This window comes from Mesorhizobium zhangyense (assembly GCF_011045115.1).
Lineage (GTDB): Bacteria > Pseudomonadota > Alphaproteobacteria > Rhizobiales > Rhizobiaceae > Mesorhizobium_M > Mesorhizobium_M zhangyense.
The window spans coordinates 93268-112039 of sequence record NZ_JAAKZG010000016.1 but is presented as its reverse complement, the minus strand read 5'-3'; the positions used below and the strand labels follow the sequence as shown (position 1 = coordinate 112039).

Below are 18772 nucleotides of genomic sequence, written 5' to 3'. Positions count from 1 at the left end.
ACCGGTCAAGTAATCGTGGCCCGCTGCACCCCGTAGCGTGTTTGCCCCGCTGTTGCCGACGATCGTGTTGTTCAGGCTGTTGCCTGTTCCGACAAGATTGGCGCTGCCTTGAAGCTCCAGGCGTTCGATATTCGCTGCCAATGTCCAATGCGTGAAGGCTCGGACGATGTCCGTGCCCTGGCCGGCATATTCAATCGTCCGGTCTCCGGTCGATGAGACGATGTAAATGTCGTTGCCGGTTCCGCCGGTCATGGTGTCGTTGCCGGTGCCGCCATCCAGTGTGTCGTTGCCGGCATCTCCATTCAGAACGTCCGTGCCCGCACCACCGTAAAGACGATCGTTGCCGCTGCCGCCTGAAAGGTTGTCATTGCTGGCATCTGTGTCTTGAATCTCACCGGCAATGGTCCACGCTTCACTGATCGCCGCCCCAGTCACACCGTTTCGCGTCAACGATATCGCTGACCCGAACCAGTTTCCCTGCAGGCTGGAGCTTGTTCCACCCCAAAGGATATCATCTCCATCCCCGCCACTAAGGATGTCGGAGCCGAAGCCGCCATAAATCAAATCGGCGCCACTGCCGCCATTCAGATTATCGTTGTCCCATTCGCCGTGGATGTAGTCGTTACCCCCACCTCCATAAATCCGATCATTGCCATAATTGCCTAGCAATTGATCATTTCCACCGGTTGGCGAACTTGCGTCGTCATCGCCGTAGATTACATCAGCACCAGAATTACCGACGACAATATCTCTGCCAGCATTGCCGTAGAGCGTGTCGCCGCCGATCCCGCTCCATAAAAAATCGTCGCCTCCACCGCCGCGGATCGTCAGCGCGCTTGTAAGGCCATGCAGGTCGAACTTCTCGTTTGACCCAGTCCCGTAATATGCCGACGTGACATAGCCGTAGAGGGTGCGAACGCCATCAATATCGCCCTGGGCCAGATCATCGACACCTGTGAAGGCGTTCATGATCACGGGAGCGCCGTCATAATGGTCGAGACCCAGGGCATGACCAATTTCATGAAGTGCAACTGCGTAGAGGTAGGTGCCTGATCCAGTTGCGGAATTGGTCCAACTTTCCGCCGTGTCAAAGCGAATATCGGCATCCACAATTGAGTTGTCGAGAGTTTGATAATAACATTGACCGACCGTATTGCTCGGCCCGTCGATAGCGTCCCAGCCGAGCCGAACGTCCACATCGGACGAATCCGACACTTCCACAAAGTCGATGTTGCAGACGGACTCCCATTTCGCGAACGCCAGGCGGATCGCTGCCTTGTCGGCTTCTGTGGAAATCTGAGAATCCCATTGATAGGGCTGGCCGGAGTAATTGGCTGTGGCGAAGCTCCAGGTCACCTGACCGCCCGAAGTGCCATAGTTGCTTGAAGACCCCCACTTCGGGCCAGACAATGTATAGTCAGCCAAGATTACCCCCGGTTCGGCATGTTATTTTGCAATCAATAACCATGAACCGATCGGTTCACCACTCCCAGATGGGGAGTGAGCGCCTAGAGGATTTCATGATGCCAAATGCCGGTGAACATTCCCGGCATTCTGCACTACGACCTTTGCCGATTTCGATGTCCCGAGGTTTGGGGCTAACAACCTCCAATTTGCTGTCTCTGTCCCAATTAGGCAGCTCGGCCGGAGGCAACCGCTCGGTGGAAACGGCCTTAGAGGCCTTTGTCGGCTTTTTCGTTTTCTACTTCAGACGATGAGAAACTCTCCGGCCGTCATGGCCAGTCCCGGCGAGAGCGTGGCGAATTTCGTTGCCGCCGCTCCACCGAGCCCGTCCTTGTCGAAATACAGGTCGCCGGTTGTTTTGTTGTAGATAATCCGGTCGGTTGAATCGTGGGCGGCGCTGCCGGTGTGAAAGGCGCCCGCCGAAAGCCAGCCATTCGCTAGGCCGGTGAAAACCGAATTCTCAAGCTGGATCGTGTCCTGCGCGACATTGTAGTCGGTGATCTTGTCTATGTTGGTCGAACCGAGCGGTGTATCGAAAACGAAGGTGTCGCTGCCGACGCCACCGGTCAGCATATCCGTGCCGACACCGCCGAACAGTTTATCGTTGCCGGTGCCACCGTTCAGAGTATCGTTGCCGGCGCCACCGCGCAGAGCATTGTTTCCCGAATTGCCTACGAGGGTGTTGTTGAGCGTGTTGCCATTGCCAGTGAGATTGCCCGTTCCCATGAGCTCGAGGCGTTCGAGGTTGGCACCCAAGGTCCAGTCGATATAGGAGCGCACCGTATCGGTGCCTTGATTGGCACCTTCGATGGCGCGATCGCCGGTGGAGGAAACGATATAGATGTCATTGCCTAGACCGCCGCTCATCGTGTCGTTGCCGAGTCCCCCGTTGAGGGTATTACTTCTGGCATTGCCAGTCAGAGTGTTGGCAAGCGAATTGCCGATACCGTTAATATTGCCGGTCCCGAGCAGTTCAAGCCGCTCGATATTCTCGCCTAGCGTCCATGTAATGTAGGAGCGAACGGTGTCAGCGCCTTCGCCCGCCGCTTCAACGATCGTGTCTCCTGCCGAGGAGACGACATAAATGTCGTCACCGAGACCGCCGATCAAGGTGTCCTTGCCGGCAGCGCCATCCAGAATATCATTTCCTGCTCCACCGAGGATGCGGTCGTCACCAGTATCCCCGTAAAGGTAATCGATGCCGTCGTCCCCGGAAATGTAATCGTTCCCAGCTCCGCCGCGGATCGTGTCGCTATCGCCTCCACCGGAAATTCGATCGGCACCATCTCCGCCCCAAATGCGATCGTTCCCCCATCCGCCGCTTATCGTATCGTTGCCGGCGCCACCCCAGAGTTCGTCAGTTCCCCCTTGGCCGTTGAGAATGTCGTGGCCCTGGCCGCCGAAAAGCTGATCGACAGAGTCGTTTCCAGTAATCTTGTCGTCACCGAAGCCGCCCCAAATCTGGGTTCCCGTCACGCCGGCAGCAACCGTTACGGCGTTGGATGCAGGGCCGAAACCGAAGCGTCCTGTCGCGGTTATCTCGTGGACGGTTGGGTCCGCAGTATAGAAACTAGGGCTCCAGCCCTCGGAGCTTTCGATATAGAGGTCAAAAGCAGTTGGCGCCCCGGCAGTGTTGGTGATGCGTACAAATACCGTTTGGTCCGCAGGCAGAGCCGCGATGTTGGCCGAACCGCCAGAAAGAAAACCGCCTGACGAAGACTTCAGGAGGGTTCCCGATGCCGAATAGACCTCAAATTTGGTCTGGTTGGTGTCGAAACTCCCTTGGCTGACGGCATAGAGGTAGTAGGGAACCCCAGCGATCAAGTCGAGCCTGACCCAGGCTTCACCGTCGAAATCAACTATTTCACCGCTGGCATAGCCATCCGTGGTTAGCGGGTTCCACTCAGCGAGATATGAATTGCTCGGTATCGTGACCATCTCAGCTCCTTGGCAGCTTCATCGAATCCAAAAGCTCTTCGCGCGAAGTGCAGAATTCGCGCAAAGAGCCCAGGCCGGATGAACTGCCTCACGCCATTGGCGGCTTGGATGAGGCCCACGTACTTCTGAGCACGGGCAGATTGCATACTCTCCCCGATACACGCAACAGGATAATTCTACCTAATTGGAATACTGCGCCCACAATTACGCGGCGCGGCGATGGGAAGCATAAGTTTTGGCTATCTCATTCCATATCCGGCACGTCGCCAGCCATAAACAGCGTCGTTGGCTCGCCGTACTCTCCGACGGTCGGATTTGCCTCCCGGCTCCAAGCGACTACGCCTGCATGCTTCCCAGCCAGTCCCTTCGCCGTTCTGATGGCACGATCCTCGGTCTGATGCTCCATGGGGTCGGAACAAGAACTGTTCCCAGCGACAAGCTAAGGTCGAACGGAGCATGAACGTCATGCGGCGTGGCGTAACCGACCCGGAAGTCTGAGCGACCGGAAGCCTTCAGGCATCTGATGTTCTGCATCCCAGGTGTAGATGCCGGTCAGATTGATGTGTTTCCAGCTCAGCGGGGAGATGTGCTTGAGCAGATGATCCGGAATCTCGCGGTGCATTTTGCGCAAGTGGGTGACGGCCCGTTGGATATAGACCGTATTCCAATGCACGATTGCGCTAACGACGAGATTGAGGCCGGAGGCGCGGAACGCCTGGCTTTCGAATGAACGGTCGCGGATTTCGCCGCGCTCGTGGAAGAAGACAGCGCGCTTCAGTTTATGCGCAGCTTCGCCCTTGTTGAGGCCGGCCTGGCAACGCCGGCGCAGCGATGGACTCGAGTACCATTCGATCATGAACAGCGATCGCTCGATCCGGTCAAGTTCCCGTAGCGCTTTTGCCAGCTGGCTTTCCTTCGGTGATGCTGACAGCTTCTTCAGGATCGCGGACGGCACCACGGATCGCGTCGTGATCGACGCCGCCAGATGGAGCAGATCGTCCCAATGATCGAGAACCAGAGTGGTGTTGATCGGCGCGCCGATGTGGTCGACAGCGCCGGATATGCATCGCCTTTCTCGAATGTGTGGAATTTTCGGTCCTTGAGGTTGCCCAGCCGAGGCGCGAAGCGTTTGCCGATCAGGGCGAACAATCCGAAGACATGGTCGCTTGCACCGCCCGTATCGGTGAAGTGTTCCCGGACGTCGAGGACCGTGTCCTGATCGAACAGCCCATCGAGCACATAGGCCGCCTCGCTTTCGGTCGGACTGATGGGCAGAATGCTGAAGTAGCCATACTGATCGGAAAGATGGCTGTAGAATTTCGATCCGGGTTCGCTGCCGTAATGCAGATTGATGTCGCCGCGCTTTGCGGCGCGGTCGCTTGCTCGGAAGAATTGGCCATCGGACGATGACGTTGTTCCGTTGCCCCACAGTCGAGAATGCGGATGGCGGGTATGTGCATCGGTGATACATGCTTGCGCCGCGCGATAGGTCTCCGACCGAGCGTGGAAGGTGCGCATCCAGCCTATCTGGTGAGCGCGTCGACCAAAGGTAAACCGCGCAACGCCAAGCCTGACAAATCGGACCGCAGCAGACAGGAGTCAGCAAGGCAATGCTGGGTCAGTTCGAGTGCGGCGGATCCATGCCGACTGTTCAAGGTGGGGCAGTCGCAACTGTTCCCTGCCGACCACCTCCACGGCTGCCGTGCTCGGACGGAGAGCGAGGCTGTTGTGATGGACTTGACCCACTATCGGTTCGTTCCGCAGAACGTCGTGGGCCGCGAAACGGCTGAACGCGACCGGTGTCGCCTGTCCATGCTAGCCTGGTGAACGTTAAGCGCAGTCAAATTGTGTTAAGCTGGGTAAAATACCGCCGCCCGCGCGCGTTTGTGCCTTATGGATGGGCGGCATGAATGACGGACGGAGTGGAATGAACAAAGTCCTCCTCATCGACGACGATGTCGAGTTGACGACGCTGCTGCAGGAATACCTGGTCGAAGAAGGCTATGACGTTGCGACAGGCACGGACGGTGGCACGGCGATCGCCGCCGCCGCGCGCAACGCGGTGGACCTGATCGTGCTCGATATCATGATGCCCCGAATGAACGGGATCGAGATCCTGCAAAGGATCAGGAAGCTGAGCCAGGTTCCCGTGCTGATGCTGACGGCGAGAGGCGATGACATCGACCGGATATCCGGTCTGAACCTCGGTGCCGACGACTATGTGACGAAACCCTGTTCGCCAGGAGAACTCGCAGCCAGGGTGCGCGCGATCCTTCGCCGTGCGAACCAGCCTGCTGCCGGCGCAGCCACCGACACGCTGAGAGCCGGGCGGCTGGTGGTTCATCCAGGCAATAGAACCGCCGAATGGGATGGACAGCCGCTGGAGCTTACCGGCACTGAGTTCAGCCTGCTCGAAGTTCTCGCTCGCAATGCCGGCCAGTTGATATCGAAGCAAGACATCTCGAAACGGGCTTTTGGAAAGCCGCTGACCCCGTTCGATCGCCGCATCGATGTCCATATCAGCAGCGTGCGTCAGAAGCTCGGCCTCAGGCAAGATGGACAGTCACGGATTAAGTCTGTCCGCGGCCAGGGCTATCAACTTCTTTTGGACTGACATGCCTCGACTGTTTACGAAGTTCTTCGTCATAACCTGGCTGACGCTTGCCGCGTCCGTCGCGATTATACTCCTGACGCTCGACTTCTTTGAGACGCTTCCTTCCGCTTCGAAACTGGAACATCAGAAGCGGGAAGTCGTCCTCGAACTGATTGAAAACGTACTTGTCAAGGACGGTGAAGATGCCGCCCGGCGCCTTGCCGGCATAAGCGAGGACACGGTGCCTGTAGGCCTCACGATCTCCAGGATCGCGGATTCCAGCGCATGCACTGAAAGGAGCACGGCGGAGACGAGAACCGTCCTGAAGGACGGGATTTGCTACCGGATCTCGGCGCCTCAGCAATACAATGTCATTCTCGACACACTCGGTCCGTTCGTACCGGGGTTCGGTATTCTGATTTCAAGCGCGATATCGGCGGCCGCGCTCGCCCTGTATCTTATTCGTCCTGTTGCACACCTTCGCGACGGCCTGAACGCCCTCGCCCGCGGTCGTTTCGACGCCCGCATCGGGCACAAGATGGCAGGTCGGAATGACGAGGTCTCTGCGCTCGCGCACGATTTCGATTCCAGCGCCGCGCGGTTGCAGGAGCTGCAGGATGCACAACAGAGACTTTTCCACGACGTGTCCCATGAACTGCGCTCCCCGCTGTCACGCCTGCAGGCTGTTGGGGGTGTCCTTCGGCAGAACCCGGCGAAACTCGATGCCATGCTGGACCGCATGGACCGGGAGGTTGAACGGCTCGATGCGCTGGTCGGCGAAGTGCTGACCCTCGCCAGGCTGACAGCCGGTTCCCGTCTCCCGCTGAAGACGCAGACGCTGGATGTCATCGATCTCCTGAACGAAATCCTGGGCGACGCAGCGTTTGAAGCCCAGGCACGCGAGGTTTCGATCACCACCAATGTTGACGACAGCTTCCTTGCGGAGGTCGATGGCGAGCTGATTTACCGGGCGCTGGAAAACGTCATTCGCAATGCGGTCAAATACACTGCCGAACATTCCCAAATCACCGTGCAATGCGAGACGACAGGCGACCTCCTCACGGTGTGCGTCGCAGATCAGGGGCCGGGCGTCAGGCGAGACGAACTCGAACGAGTCTTCCAGCCGTTCTCCCGCGGTAACGACGCGGCGCCGAAAGGCGGGTACGGTCTTGGCCTTGCGATCGCCAGACAGGCCGTCGAGTGCCATGGCGGGCGAGTATACGCGTCGCTGCCGGACGCCGGCGGCTTGGTCATCATGCTGGAAATTCCCCGGCAGCCAGCGATGCACAGTCCGGCGAACGATCACGGCTGATCGCAAGTTTTACCCAACTTTACACTGCCTTTACGGCCATTAACGCTGGCATCGCTAAAGCTGAACCCTGATCCCGGTTCTTCAAATGCGAGAGAGTGGACCAATGTCGGTGACCACGGCGGTGTTTCAGCAGGGCAAGAGGATGAGGTTCCTCTGGCTGGCCGTCCCCTTGCTTTTGACGCCAATCCTATTGTCGCAGAGCGCCTGGCCGTCGGAGACCCTTCCTCGCCAAGGCATGGAATTTATGGGTTCGGCATTTATCATCCTATGTGTCGCGGGGCGGTGCTGGGCATCGCTGTATATAGGCGGACGCAAGAACCGAGAACTCATCACGAACGGCCCTTACAAATACACCCGCAATCCGTTGTATTTCTTTTCTTCCCTAGGGCTTGCCGGCATCGGCCTGACTTTTGGGTCACTCGCGATTGCAGCCTTCTACTTTTTGTTTGGATATCTGGTATTCGCTTACGTCTCAGCCCGCGAATCGACTGCTCTGGACGGGCTTTTCGGCGACGCTTACCGGGAATATTGCCACAAGGTTCCCGCCTTCTTCCCTCGCCTCCGGCGAAGCGCCGGCGACGTCGCGCATCAGTTGTCCTTGACGTTCAACCCGGTTGTGCTGAAGCGTACTGCTATCGACAGTTCCTGCTTTCTCCTGGCAATCCCCGGGTCCGAACTGATCGAATCGTTGCAACTTGCAAAACTCCTCAAGCCGTTGTTGCAGCTCTTTTGATAGTTGCTGCCGATCGCAAGTTTTACCGAACTTTACACTGCCTTTACCGCCATTAACGCTGGGGCCGGTAAAACCTGAACCCATGATCCCGGTTCAGGCGATTTGACAATGATCTTGAAGCTTCGACGACTTGAAATGCGGCCGCAAGCAGTGCTCTGCATGGCCCTGTTGTCATGGCTGTCCGCCTGCACGAGTGTGCCCTTGCGCGAGGGCACGTCGCTGGGCTCCTACGCCGGAATGAGCCCATCGGGCGGCACTCTCACGAAAGCAAAATTGCGTGTGGATCCGGCGCCGGTGCTCGCCGCGCAGACGGTGCGCATTGTGCCAACCTCAACGCAGATCGGCAGCGGTGGCTTCGATCCCGACGACCTGGCGCTCATCACCAACGTGATCGATCGGGCGCTCTGCACCGACCTTAGCGATCGCTTCAAGATCGTGGTCACGAGCCAGCCGGCGGACCTCACCGTCCACGCGACGGTGACAAACATCGTTGCGACCAATCGTACGGCAGCGGCGGGTTCCGTCGTTGCGTCGCTCGGCGGCACGGTGGCAGGGCTCGGGGTTCCAATCCCGCGCCTTCCGATCGGCCTCGGCGGCCTGGCCATCGAGGCCGAGGCGGTCGACAAGGAGGGTTCGCAGAAAGCATCCATGCTCTGGTCTCGCGGTGCGAACATGATTACGACGAGAGCTAGAGTGTCCGCCGTCGGAGATGCCTACTCCCTCTCTTCGGCCTTCGCCGCGGACTTCAGCCGCATGCTGGTCAAGGGCAAGGACCCGTTCAAGGGAATGCCGGCGATACCATCGACGCAAAAACTGTGGGCCTCGCTCGGTGGCGATCCAAAATACGACGCCTGCAAGGCGTTCGGAACGGCTCCCGGCATTTCGGGACTCGTCGCCGCCCGATTTGGCCTGCCGCCCACCTGGACCGACAAGGGTGCCGCAGTCTCCCAATAGCGACAGAGAATATATGTCGCTAGAAGCGGCACTGGTTAGGTTCGTTAACGTCGCGTGGGATGGAGGGGGCCACGCATTTGTTCTGGACACAATGGTGCCACCTGCTTTCCAACGTTAGGGCATTCAAAAGGATTGAAAGTGGAGGCGGTTGATTTGGCGAAACAAACCGGCTGCGAGTGGCTCCATGTGGATTTTGAACCGCACCTCCGGTCAGCCAGACGACTCGATGACCAAATCGACGCCACCTCGCCCAACCGATCGAGCCGAGTTGCTTTTTCCTAAGGCTCTGACGGGTCTATTTCTTATGATTACCCGCAAAAGCAGCCGTCAAGCCAAGGCCGATGTAGACGAAACCGCTGACCCAGCGTTCAGCCTTGAGATAGCCAGGACTGCGCTTCAGCCACTTGCCGGCCGTGCCGGCAGCAAGTGCGTAGGAGCTGTCCGTCAGAACGCCAATCGCTGTGTAAACAAGCCCGAGAAAAGCGATCTGCGTTGCCACATGGCCACGGTTGACCTCAACGAACTGCGGCAGGAAAGCCAGGAAGAACAGCGCTGTCTTCGGATTGAGGAGATTGACGATAAAGCCCTCACGAAAGAGACGCATGCGGCTACGTGTTGGTAAACCACCCTCGACGTCGGGAATGTCTGACGGGCCGAAAAGCTTCTTGAGGCCCAGCCAAATCAGGTATGCCGCGCCAGCATACTTCACTACGCTGAAGGCGAGCGCGGACGATGCCAGGAGCGCCGACAATCCCACAGCGGCGGCGGCGACATGAACAAGCGTGGCCGTATGGATGCCAAGGATCGAAACGAGGCCGGCAGAACGGCCCTGCTCGACCGAGCGCGCGAAGATGTAAAGAACTGCCGGTCCCGGCACGAGAAGCAGCACCAGTGTGGCGCTGACGAACAGGCTGAGGTTCGTTGCGCTGGGAATTGCCAAATCCATGATTGTCTTGCCCCGTTTCCTACTACAACAGCGATAGCATCGGACTGCGTCCAAGGCGATATTAACTTGCGGCGTTGTCGCCGAAAGTTTCGCGGTCGAGCTCTTTGGCAACCTTTAGGTGGCCCTGGCGCTACAGCGACAGGGCTTTGTCAGACGGGACGTCCATCATCTGTATCAGCAAGCGCGCACCCTCCTGTCAAATGGCACTGATGTGACCTCGCCACGTTGCTGGAAATGTCGGATTGCGACATCGAGGCCTGAACGCAGGTCGACGCAGTGAAGTGGCGCCGCCGTCAAATGCTGGTTTCGCGGCAGATCACCACCCGCCAGCCGTCGGGATCCTGGTAGGTGAAGCTGCGTTCGAGCCAGTATGGGTTCTCCGGTTCCACGGGTGCGTGGCCCATCTGCTGCATGCGTCGATTGAGGCTGTCATAGGCGTCTGTCTCGGTGATGTAGAGAACGAGCAGATTGTCGAGACCCGGCGCAGGGCACGGACATCCGTCCGCGTGGTTGGTGAACTCGAGATGCACGGCCTTGCCGGGCAGGCCGAGCATGATGCCGTCGTAGCCGGCATGACCTTCGAAGCGCGCTAGTTCCGGCAGGCCCAGACCGTCGCGATAAAATGTAATGACGTCCTTGAGTTTGTCTGTCGGCCTGGCGATGCGCACTTGCGTCGGGACGACGTTACCGCCCAGCGAATACTCGGGCGCGGAGATTTTGTCTTGATCGTTCATGATGCTTCTCCGGTCGATCAATGTTGGGTGGAAAGCTGCGTGGCCGATTGCATCATTCGCCAAAGGCTTGGCCCCTGCATGACACCGGCCACGACCAGCAGCGCTCCTATGAGACGCAGTACGGTGCCCGATCACTAAACCCCTATTCTCGGATAGGCTCTAAAGGTAAGTGGCGAGAAATGAGGTTGGAAAAGACAAAGAAGGAGTGATCGCGCATCAGTCCTTCTGCCGCCGCTTAGCCTCTTCTCCATCATACGCAAGCACTTGATTGCGGCTTAGACGGCCACCACGGCCGCTGCCATGTTGGCGATAGCGGCCTGCACCTCGGCGTAGAGCTCGGCCGGAACAGTGCCAGCATCGATTTCGACGATCAGCGCAAAACGCGCATTAAGATTTTGGGGATCGGGGATGCTCTTCGCTTTCACCATCCGGTCTGGCTTGATCGGCCAGTAGGATTGCCAGCTCGAGGTGCACGGGGGCGGCGCAAGCGCCCGGCTCTCCCGGCGGCATGGTGACCTTCTGCGTATAGGCGCCGACGCTGATTGCATTCCATGCCTGCGCCGGCGATTCCAACTCATTGTCCGGATGATCGGAGACGGCGAGATAATTGCCACCGATGAAGGCGTTCTGGTCGCTGTTTGCCGCCGACACCAAAATGAGCCGCTGGCGTTTCTGCAATCCAGAAGCGCCTGACGCGAGTTGATCGATCTCGCTCGACCACGAGGTCGGTGCCCCGTCATGCGGCGTGTCGTCTTCCGTTGTGCTCGCCAGGCAAATGGTTCGCCGTGACGGCGGCTGGCATTATGTTTGCTGGGCATTGCGCGAAGATCATGTCGTTGGCGATCTCGCCTGCCTATCGGCAACCGTTGAAAAATGATCCACGCACCAACGTCGATGCCGATTGATAAGATGCTTGCAAGCAGAGATTTGTAGATCTCCGGATCTGCCTGATCAAATTTGCGTCTTTGGCGACTTTCTGTTTCGTTCTGGGAAAGAAATGGAAGACGATGCAGGCATCGCAATTCTTGGGTATCCGCCCGGTGAATCTGAAGTTGTTTGCCAACTAGGTAGGCATCTCATATGTTCAGCATTGTCAAGATACTGGAAGAATGCCGCTGGCGATCGAAGCGCACGACACTATGAAATCATCGTGAGAAGAGACTTCAAATCCGGCTCGCGCCTATGTCGCTCGCGCAAGTCAAGCGTACTTTCGAGAACATAAAGGCACTGCTCCATTGCGCGGGCAGCCTCCAGACTTTTGCCGCTCTCGATAAGCTGAAGAAGCCGGGCATGATGTTCATACATGGTCACCGCAGCCTGGGAGGTGCCGTAAAGAGCAATAATGAGCGCAGTTCGCAGGATAAGAGGTTCGAGTACCTGCGCCAGCGCGGTGTTATGAGCCAGGCCGCAGAGATAGCGATGGAAATCACCGGCAAGCCCAATGACCTCCCTGCTTTCACCCTGGACGCTTGCGTCACGTTGCTTTTCGACGATCCGTCCGAGTTCTATCAACTGCGGCGTCAAGATCGTGCGCGCGACGATCTCGGTTGTCACACGCTCGATAACCCGGCGCGCCTCGAACACGTCGCGTGCTTCCTTGATCGAAGGGCTGGCTATGAACGCGCCGCGATTGGCCTTCAGCTCGACGAGCCTGTCAAAGGCAAGAATTTGCAGCACGCGTCGAATGCGCGAGCGATTGACCGCAAAGACTTCCGTTAGCATCTCCTCTCCCAGCTTCGTGCCGGGTGGAAGCCGTCCACTCAATATGTGACGACGCACCTGCCCCGCCAACATTTCCTCGATCGAGGGATCGGCATCTTCTTCGGAAGCCTTATGTCGAGCTAATTTCATTTGGCGTTGTGTCTTCTGGAGCTGCTGAAAATCACGGCCTTGATTGCGCATTTTCTAATCTCAAATTGTCAACAATCCTCGTATTTTCGTCAACATAATGCGCATTGATATTGCGAAAATTATTAAGATACTGATTTTGCTATACTTTGTGATTCTGGCACGTCTCTTGCTTGGCATTCCATCGATATGAATGGGAGAGCGTCATGACTGCCAGTGCTGCAAAACTCAAAAATTCCGGAGATCAACTGGTCTCGATACCCGTCATCAACATCAGTCCTTATCTGGAAGGATCGCCGGATGACCGATTGAAGGTCGCGCGCGAAATCAACAAGGCGTGCGAGGAGATCGGTTTCTTCATTATCGTCGGGCATGGTGTGGAACAGGGCCTCATCGATCGTACTTATTCCATAGCATCGGAATTCTTCCGCTTGCCGGTCGACGAGAAGATAAAAATCCGCCAGCCCGATCCTGCGATCAGTCGAGGCTACACCCCGGTCAAGGGTGAAAGTCTATCGGCAGGCCTCGGCATGGGGTCGCCAGGCGATCTGAAGGAAATGATCGACATGGGACCAGTCGATGTCCCCGGTGATGAATATTACGAACGCCCGGAAGCAGGTAATCATTTCCATCCGAACCTCTGGCCCGGAACTCCGGATGGTTTCGAGGAGACGATGAAAACCTACTACCGGCGCATCAACAGGCTCGCCAATGATCTGATGGGTCTGTTTGCGTTGGCGCTCGACCTGCCGGAGGACTTCTTCTTCGACAAGCTCGACCGTAACATGAGCGCGTTGCGGATCATTTGTTATCCAGAGCAGGCGGAACAGCCGGAACCCGGTCAGGTCCGCGCCGGTGCTCACACCGATTACGGCACTCTGACGATCCTGATGTCTGACCAGTCGGCTGGCGGTCTCCAGGCACAGCATCGCGACGGCTACTGGGTCGATGTCGTGCCTGAGCCAGGTTCCTACGTAATCAATATCGGCGATGTCATGCAGATGTGGACCAACGACCGGTGGGTCTCAACGCTTCACCGCGTTGTCAATCCGCCTCGCGATGTCGCCAACACCGCGCGGCGTCATTCGGTCGTCTTCTTCCACCAGCCGAACTACGACGCTGCCATAGAAACGCTGTCCTCCTGCCACGGTCGCGACAGGCCCAAGAAATATGACAGCTTCACCTATGGCGAGCACTGGACGCGCAAATGGATGGCGACAAAGAAATGATCCATCTGGCCCTGACGGCGGACATCATCCCCACCCGACGCCTCCACACGCCGGGAGTGGACACGGCCGCGGTCTACGGCTTGTTGAGCAAAGCCGATGTCACCATCGGCAATTTCGAGATAGCGCTCGTCGAAGGCGGCACACCGCTTGAAAAACTCATGAACATCAAAGCCGATCCGGCAATCGCGCGGGACCTGCCAGGTATTGGTCTCGATATTGTCACCGTGGCGAACAATCACAGCGTCGACTATGGCGTCGAGGGCCTGTTAGCCACCAGGAAACTTGTCGAGATCAGCGGCGTCAGCGTTGTCGGCGCCGGACGCAATCTCGCAGAAGCAGCGCAACCTTTCATCGTCGAAAATGGCGGTATGCACATCGCCGTGATTGCCTTTTCATGCCTGACACCAACAGGCATGGCGGCAGCGGCCGACCGAGCAGGCATTGCCGCGATCCGTATAGAAACCGCCTATGAAATCGATCCCTGGTACCAGATGGAGGAGCCTGGCGATCCATCTGTCGTGAAAATCCGCACCAGGGCGCGAGAGGCTGATCTAGTCTTCGCAACAGAGGCTGTACGGCAAGCGAAGTCAGTATGCGATCTACTTGTCGCCAGTATTCACTGGGGTTTTGGCTCCGGCGAAACGCTCGCCGAGTACCAATGGCCGCTAGCAAAGGCACTGATCGAGGCGGGCGCGGATGTTGTTCACGGCCACCATCCGCACGCCATCCACGCCGTCGGGTTTTATCGCGGCAGGCCGGTTCTGTTCGGCCTCGGAACCTTTATCGGGCAGCAGGTTTTCCTGCCGGCGTCTGATGCGGCGAAAGCGCTCTGGCAGGAAATGTCACCCGATGGCTATGTCGCCCGGCTGACGGTCGGTCGCCACGGCGTCGCCGCCATCGAGGCTTTCCCCACCACACTCAATTCCGAGCGCCTGCCTACACTGGCGAAAGGCGATATTTTCAAAGGGATCGCCGAACGTCTTGCTCGGCTTTCTAAACCCTTCGGTGCGGCTGTCAGCGTCGAAGGCGACCGGTTGGTTTTCCAGCCAGACTGCACCGAATGCCCCATCGACAAAAAAGACAGCCCAAAAAACAACCAGAGGAACGAACATGACCATTTTCAGGAAATTTCGTCAAAACCCAATACCGCGTCGCGCTGTTCTTGCCGGAACTGCGATAATGCTGGTGCTTGTACCACTCTCAATGCGTGAAGCTCTGGCAGAAGAGAAGATCATCGCCATCAGTTTTCCGAATTCCTCCACCATCGGAGCGGTAACGACCTCGCTCAACCAGTCCAGGGCCAAGGGCGCCGAAATGGGCTACAAGGTCGTCGTCGACGATCCAGGCGCCGACATGAACAAGCAGATCAACACGCTGAAGACCTGGATCCAGCAAAAAGTTCCGGTCATCGTCTGCGTGACGCCGCAACCGGCCGTCTTTGAGTCGATCGCCAAGCAGGCGCGCGAGGCCGGCATCAAATGGATTACTTATGGCGAAACTCTCAAGAACCAGGATGCGACCGTCGGATACGCGCAATATGACGATGGCCGTCGCCTCGGCGAATATGCAGGTCAATGGATAGCTGAAAAGTTGGGCGGCAAGGCCAAGGTCGCTATCCTCGGCTATCAGAAAGCCTCCTGGGGCCAACTTCGCGGCAAAGGCATCAAGGATGGTCTGCTCGCCAAAGTGCCGGATGTCGAGATCGTCGCCGAACAGGATGCGATCAATCCGTCCGATGGGCTGAATGTCACGCGCGCCATTCTTCAGGCAAATCCGGACGTCAACGTCATCCTCGGCATCGAGGATCCGGCGACCGAAGGCGCCTACAAAGCCTGGGTTGCCTCGGGCAAGGACAAGGCCGATCCCAACGGCTTCATCGGGGGCATGGACGGCACCATTCCGGCTCTGACACTGCTCAAGGATGGTGGAACCGTTTATCGCGCTTCCATGGCCATTCCCCTGAAGGGAGTGGGCGACGCCATTGTCACGACAGCGGACAGGCTCCTCAAGGGTGAGAACACGGGTGATACCATCGTGCCGCTCGAACTCGTCACAGAAGGTTCACCAAAAGCCGCCGACTATCTCAAGGAACAAGGCGCGCTCTGATGGCCAATTTGGAAGGCGGCGCTTTAGCCGCCTTCCGTACGCGAACCAGTTCAAGGAGCAGCTCATGGCCTTTGCTGTCAGGAATCTCGTCAAGAGTTATGGTGGCGTACCGGTACTGAAGGGCGTCGATCTCGATGTCCGGGACGGCGAGATCCACGCCCTTCTCGGTGCCAACGGTGCGGGAAAGTCGACGCTCATCAAATGCATCTGCGGGGCGGTTCCACCCGATTCCGGTACCATCGAAGTAGCTGGCACCTCTCATGCGTCATTGACACCGCGCACGGCGAAGGCTGCCGGCATTTCCGTCGTTCAGCAGGAACTGTCATTGGCGCTTAGCCTCGATGTCACCGACAATGTTTTCCTTGGCGAGGAAATGCGCTTTGGACCTTTTGTGCGCAGACGGGCGCAACGGCGCGAAACAAAACGCTGGCTCGAACTCCTTGGCATCGACCTTGATCCGAGCGCAGATCCCGCTGATCTCGGGAATGCCGAATTGCAGATGATCTCTATCATCCGCGCGCTCAGGGCCGAACCGGCCGTTCTCATTCTCGACGAGCCGACAGCCGCGCTTTCCGAGCGGGAGGCGGAAAATCTCGGCCGGCAGCTCATCGGCTTGAAAAACGGCAACCTGCCGATTCTTTATGTCACCCATCGCCTGAGCGAAGTCTTCGCGCTCGCTGATCGCGTCTCCGTCCTGCGTGGTGGAGAGATTGTGCTGAGCGGCCCGGTGACAGAACTAAGCCACGATCAGATTGTGCAGGCAATCGTCGGCAATGCCATCGACAGACGCCGTGGCCAGGAGCGTGATCTCTCCGGCGTCGCCGAAGCCGTTCTGGTGGACGGCCTGCTTGCGCCGCGCATAGGTCCGATCACTTTCTCCGTGAAGAAGGGCGAAATCCTTGGCGTCTACGGCTTGGTCGGCTCAGGCCGGACGGAACTGCTCGAAACCATCTTCGGTGCTGTGCCGATGGAGGAAGGTCGAATCTGGTTCGGCGATGAAGAGTACCGTCCGCGAAGTCCGACAGACGCGGTAAGAGCTGGCATCGCCCTGGTTCCCGCCGACCGGCTACGCAAGAGCATAATCTCGGGCATGACGGCAGCTGACAATCTGCTACTTTCCCGGTTCGATGCGAGCGCGCGCTGTGGCCTGCGCTCGTTCCGCCGCGAAGCCAAAGTTTTTGCGCGGACCGCGAGCGATCTCAATTTGACGCCGCTGCGAAGCGATCTCGAGGTGCGGCGCTTTTCCGGCGGCAATCAGCAGAAGCTGGCGATCGGCCGCTGGATCAATGAGCTGGCCCAATGTCGCCTACTAATGCTGGATGAACCAACACAGGGCGTCGACGTCGGCGCGCGTAAGGACATTTACGACGCGCTACGAGGGATCGCGGCCAAAGGCGATACCGCCCTGATCGTCACGTCCTCAGAACCCGAAGAACTGATCCAGATCGCCGATCGCGTTCTGGTACTTTCCGGCGGTCGCCCAGCAGGTTTCCTGAAAGGCGACAACGTGCAGGAGACCACGCTCATCGTCCTCGCCCATAAACTTGAATCCGAACAGCGGGACGCAGCATGACCCTTTTGACCGGAACAAACGACACGCGAGCAGCCCCCCCAGCTTTAAACAATCCATCGGTAAAAGGCCGGCAGTTTTCCATCAGCAACGACACCGTGGTCACCAACATCCTTGTAGTCGCTCTGGTTGTGATGATGCTGGTGTTCTCCTCGCAGAGCAGCGCCTTTTTTACGTTGTCGAACTTCGAGGTCATCGTGACGAACTACGCAGCCGTCGGGGTTGTGGCCGCAGCCATGACGCTTCTGGTCATCTCGGGAAATGTCGATTTATCGGTCGGCTCAAACATTGGCCTGTCCGGTATGGTGACAGCGCTTTCCATCACCAATTTTGGTCTGTCGGCGGGAATGGCGGTGGCAGCAGGAATCGCCACCGGAGCCGGAATAGGCGTCATTAACGGCCTGCTTTGCGGTGTTCTGGGTTTCAACGCGATCATTGTGACGCTCGGCATGCTGGCGCTCCTGCGCGGTGTGACGCTCCTTTTCAACTCAACTGAAGTCTACGGATTGGGCGAGACTTTCTTCTGGATCGGAAACGGCGATTTGTTGGGCATACCGGTCTTGCTATGGGCTGTCGTTCTTGCCTTCGGAGCGGTCGCGCTTGTCACGTCCACCACCATATGGGGTCGGTACATTTATGCCGTCGGCATCAATCGGCAGGCTGCCTTCCTTGCCGCCCTACCAGTGCGTTCGCTGCTGCTTAGCCTGCACATTGCCACGGGTGCGGCGGCGGGTCTCGCCGGTATCCTTCTGGCCGGGCGCCTCGATGGGGCCTCCCCCGGCTCACTCGGTCTGCAGCTTGAAATGCAGGTATTGACCATCGTCCTCCTCGGTGGCGTCGCTTTCGCCGGTGGACGCGGACGCGTTTTCGGCGTCATCACCGCGTGGCTTTTCCTCGGGGTGCTGGATAACGGCCTGACTCTTTTGAACGTGCCCCCCTTCGTCCAGCTCGTCGCCAGCGGCCTTGCTCTTGTCTTCGCGGCAAGCCTCGATGCTTTCGGCAATCTGCTGCGTTCACGCACCTCGCATCGGCGATTGGTCAAGGAGCAGCGTCGCAATGCCAACGAACACAATTGACGACTGCTCGAGAATAAACGTTTGCCCCGATTCGGGTGAAGGACAGCTTTTGGTCACCACGATCACGAAAATCCGGCCCGGATCAGAGGGAGACCGCAGATGTGCAATTGAATGCCTTTCTGCAAGTTATGCGACTTTGGCCGGCGAGCCTACTGTTACCTCCGCCTATAAGTCGACATACTTCCTGATACCTTTCTTTATGAAGAGCTTCGCGATCGCTTGCACTAAGTCCAATGCAAATGCACCAGTTGCGTCATTCGCCTCCAGAT

15 protein-coding genes and 2 pseudogenes are annotated in these 18772 nt (G+C 58.0%); 10 read left to right on the top strand and 7 right to left on the bottom strand.

What is annotated here, in order from left to right; genetic code table 11:
- From G6N74_RS26145 to G6N74_RS26135, 3 genes and pseudogenes are all read right to left on the bottom strand, one after another.
- Positions 1–1425 (bottom strand): matrixin family metalloprotease (locus G6N74_RS26145; protein ID WP_165120922.1); only part of this gene is annotated, 1425 nt, incomplete at its 3' end.
- Positions 1426–1707: 282 nt separating this feature from the next.
- Positions 1708–3402, bottom strand: a complete 1695-nt coding sequence (locus tag G6N74_RS26140; protein WP_165120921.1) for a calcium-binding protein — start codon at positions 3400–3402, stop codon at positions 1708–1710.
- Between the two features lie 463 nt (positions 3403–3865).
- Positions 3866–4947, bottom strand: a pseudogene (locus G6N74_RS26135) (Tn3 family transposase); the annotation flags it as partial.
- Between the two features lie 382 nt (positions 4948–5329).
- On the opposite strand from G6N74_RS26135, the gene G6N74_RS26130 reads away from it, so the two are divergent.
- The 5 genes and pseudogenes from G6N74_RS26130 to G6N74_RS30940 form a co-directional block, all read left to right on the top strand.
- Positions 5330–6016 carry a response regulator gene (locus tag G6N74_RS26130; RefSeq protein WP_165120920.1) on the top strand — a complete coding sequence of 229 codons (687 nt, stop codon included), beginning with the start codon at positions 5330–5332 and terminating at the stop codon, positions 6014–6016.
- A 1-nt stretch (position 6017) separates the two neighbouring features.
- Complete coding sequence (locus G6N74_RS26125) at positions 6018–7307, top strand: HAMP domain-containing sensor histidine kinase (protein ID WP_165120919.1); 1290 nt, start codon at positions 6018–6020, stop codon at positions 7305–7307.
- Between the two features lie 103 nt (positions 7308–7410).
- Positions 7411–8040, top strand: a complete 630-nt coding sequence (locus G6N74_RS26120; protein ID WP_165120918.1) for a methyltransferase family protein — start codon at positions 7411–7413, stop codon at positions 8038–8040.
- Between the two features lie 159 nt (positions 8041–8199).
- Complete coding sequence (locus G6N74_RS26115) at positions 8200–8994, top strand: DUF3313 domain-containing protein (protein WP_376767757.1); 795 nt, start codon at positions 8200–8202, stop codon at positions 8992–8994.
- A 31-nt stretch (positions 8995–9025) separates the two neighbouring features.
- A pseudogene (locus G6N74_RS30940) lies at positions 9026–9276 on the top strand (N-acetyltransferase); the annotation flags it as partial.
- Between the two features lie 13 nt (positions 9277–9289).
- Here G6N74_RS30940 and G6N74_RS26110 read toward each other — a convergent pair.
- The 4 genes from G6N74_RS26110 to G6N74_RS26095 form a co-directional block, all read right to left on the bottom strand.
- Entirely contained in the window at positions 9290–9940 is a 651-nt protein-coding gene (locus tag G6N74_RS26110) for a LysE family translocator (RefSeq protein ID WP_165120916.1), read from the bottom strand.
- 293 nt (positions 9941–10233) lie between these two features.
- Positions 10234–10674 (bottom strand): VOC family protein, encoded by a 441-nt coding sequence (locus G6N74_RS26105; RefSeq protein WP_165120915.1) that lies wholly within the window; start codon positions 10672–10674, stop codon positions 10234–10236.
- Between the two features lie 387 nt (positions 10675–11061).
- A complete protein-coding gene (locus G6N74_RS26100) occupies positions 11062–11445 on the bottom strand; it encodes a S8 family serine peptidase (RefSeq protein ID WP_246245958.1) in 384 nt (127 codons plus the stop codon).
- A 366-nt stretch (positions 11446–11811) separates the two neighbouring features.
- Positions 11812–12576 (bottom strand): GntR family transcriptional regulator, encoded by a 765-nt coding sequence (locus G6N74_RS26095; protein WP_165120914.1) that lies wholly within the window; start codon positions 12574–12576, stop codon positions 11812–11814.
- A 152-nt stretch (positions 12577–12728) separates the two neighbouring features.
- Here G6N74_RS26095 and G6N74_RS26090 point away from each other — a divergent pair, with 152 nt between their 5' ends.
- The 5 genes from G6N74_RS26090 to G6N74_RS26070 all read left to right on the top strand — a co-directional run bounded on the left by G6N74_RS26090 (position 12729) and on the right by G6N74_RS26070 (position 18503).
- Positions 12729–13751 carry an isopenicillin N synthase family dioxygenase gene (locus G6N74_RS26090; RefSeq protein WP_165120913.1) on the top strand — a complete coding sequence of 341 codons (1023 nt, stop codon included), beginning with the start codon at positions 12729–12731 and terminating at the stop codon, positions 13749–13751.
- Entirely contained in the window at positions 13730–14962 is a 1233-nt protein-coding gene (locus G6N74_RS26085; protein ID WP_165120912.1) for a CapA family protein, read from the top strand. The genes G6N74_RS26090 and G6N74_RS26085 overlap by 22 nt, the downstream gene beginning before the upstream one ends.
- Positions 14931–15857, top strand: coding sequence for a sugar ABC transporter substrate-binding protein (locus G6N74_RS30935; RefSeq protein ID WP_165120911.1), 927 nt, complete (start codon positions 14931–14933; stop codon positions 15855–15857). The genes G6N74_RS26085 and G6N74_RS30935 overlap by 32 nt, the downstream gene beginning before the upstream one ends.
- A 64-nt stretch (positions 15858–15921) precedes the next feature.
- Positions 15922–17430 (top strand): sugar ABC transporter ATP-binding protein, encoded by a 1509-nt coding sequence (locus G6N74_RS26075; protein ID WP_246245956.1) that lies wholly within the window; start codon positions 15922–15924, stop codon positions 17428–17430.
- Positions 17427–18503, top strand: a complete 1077-nt coding sequence (locus G6N74_RS26070; RefSeq protein ID WP_165120909.1) for an ABC transporter permease — start codon at positions 17427–17429, stop codon at positions 18501–18503. Before G6N74_RS26075 ends, G6N74_RS26070 begins: the two co-directional genes overlap by 4 nt.
- The last annotated feature ends 269 nt before the right edge of the window (positions 18504–18772 follow it).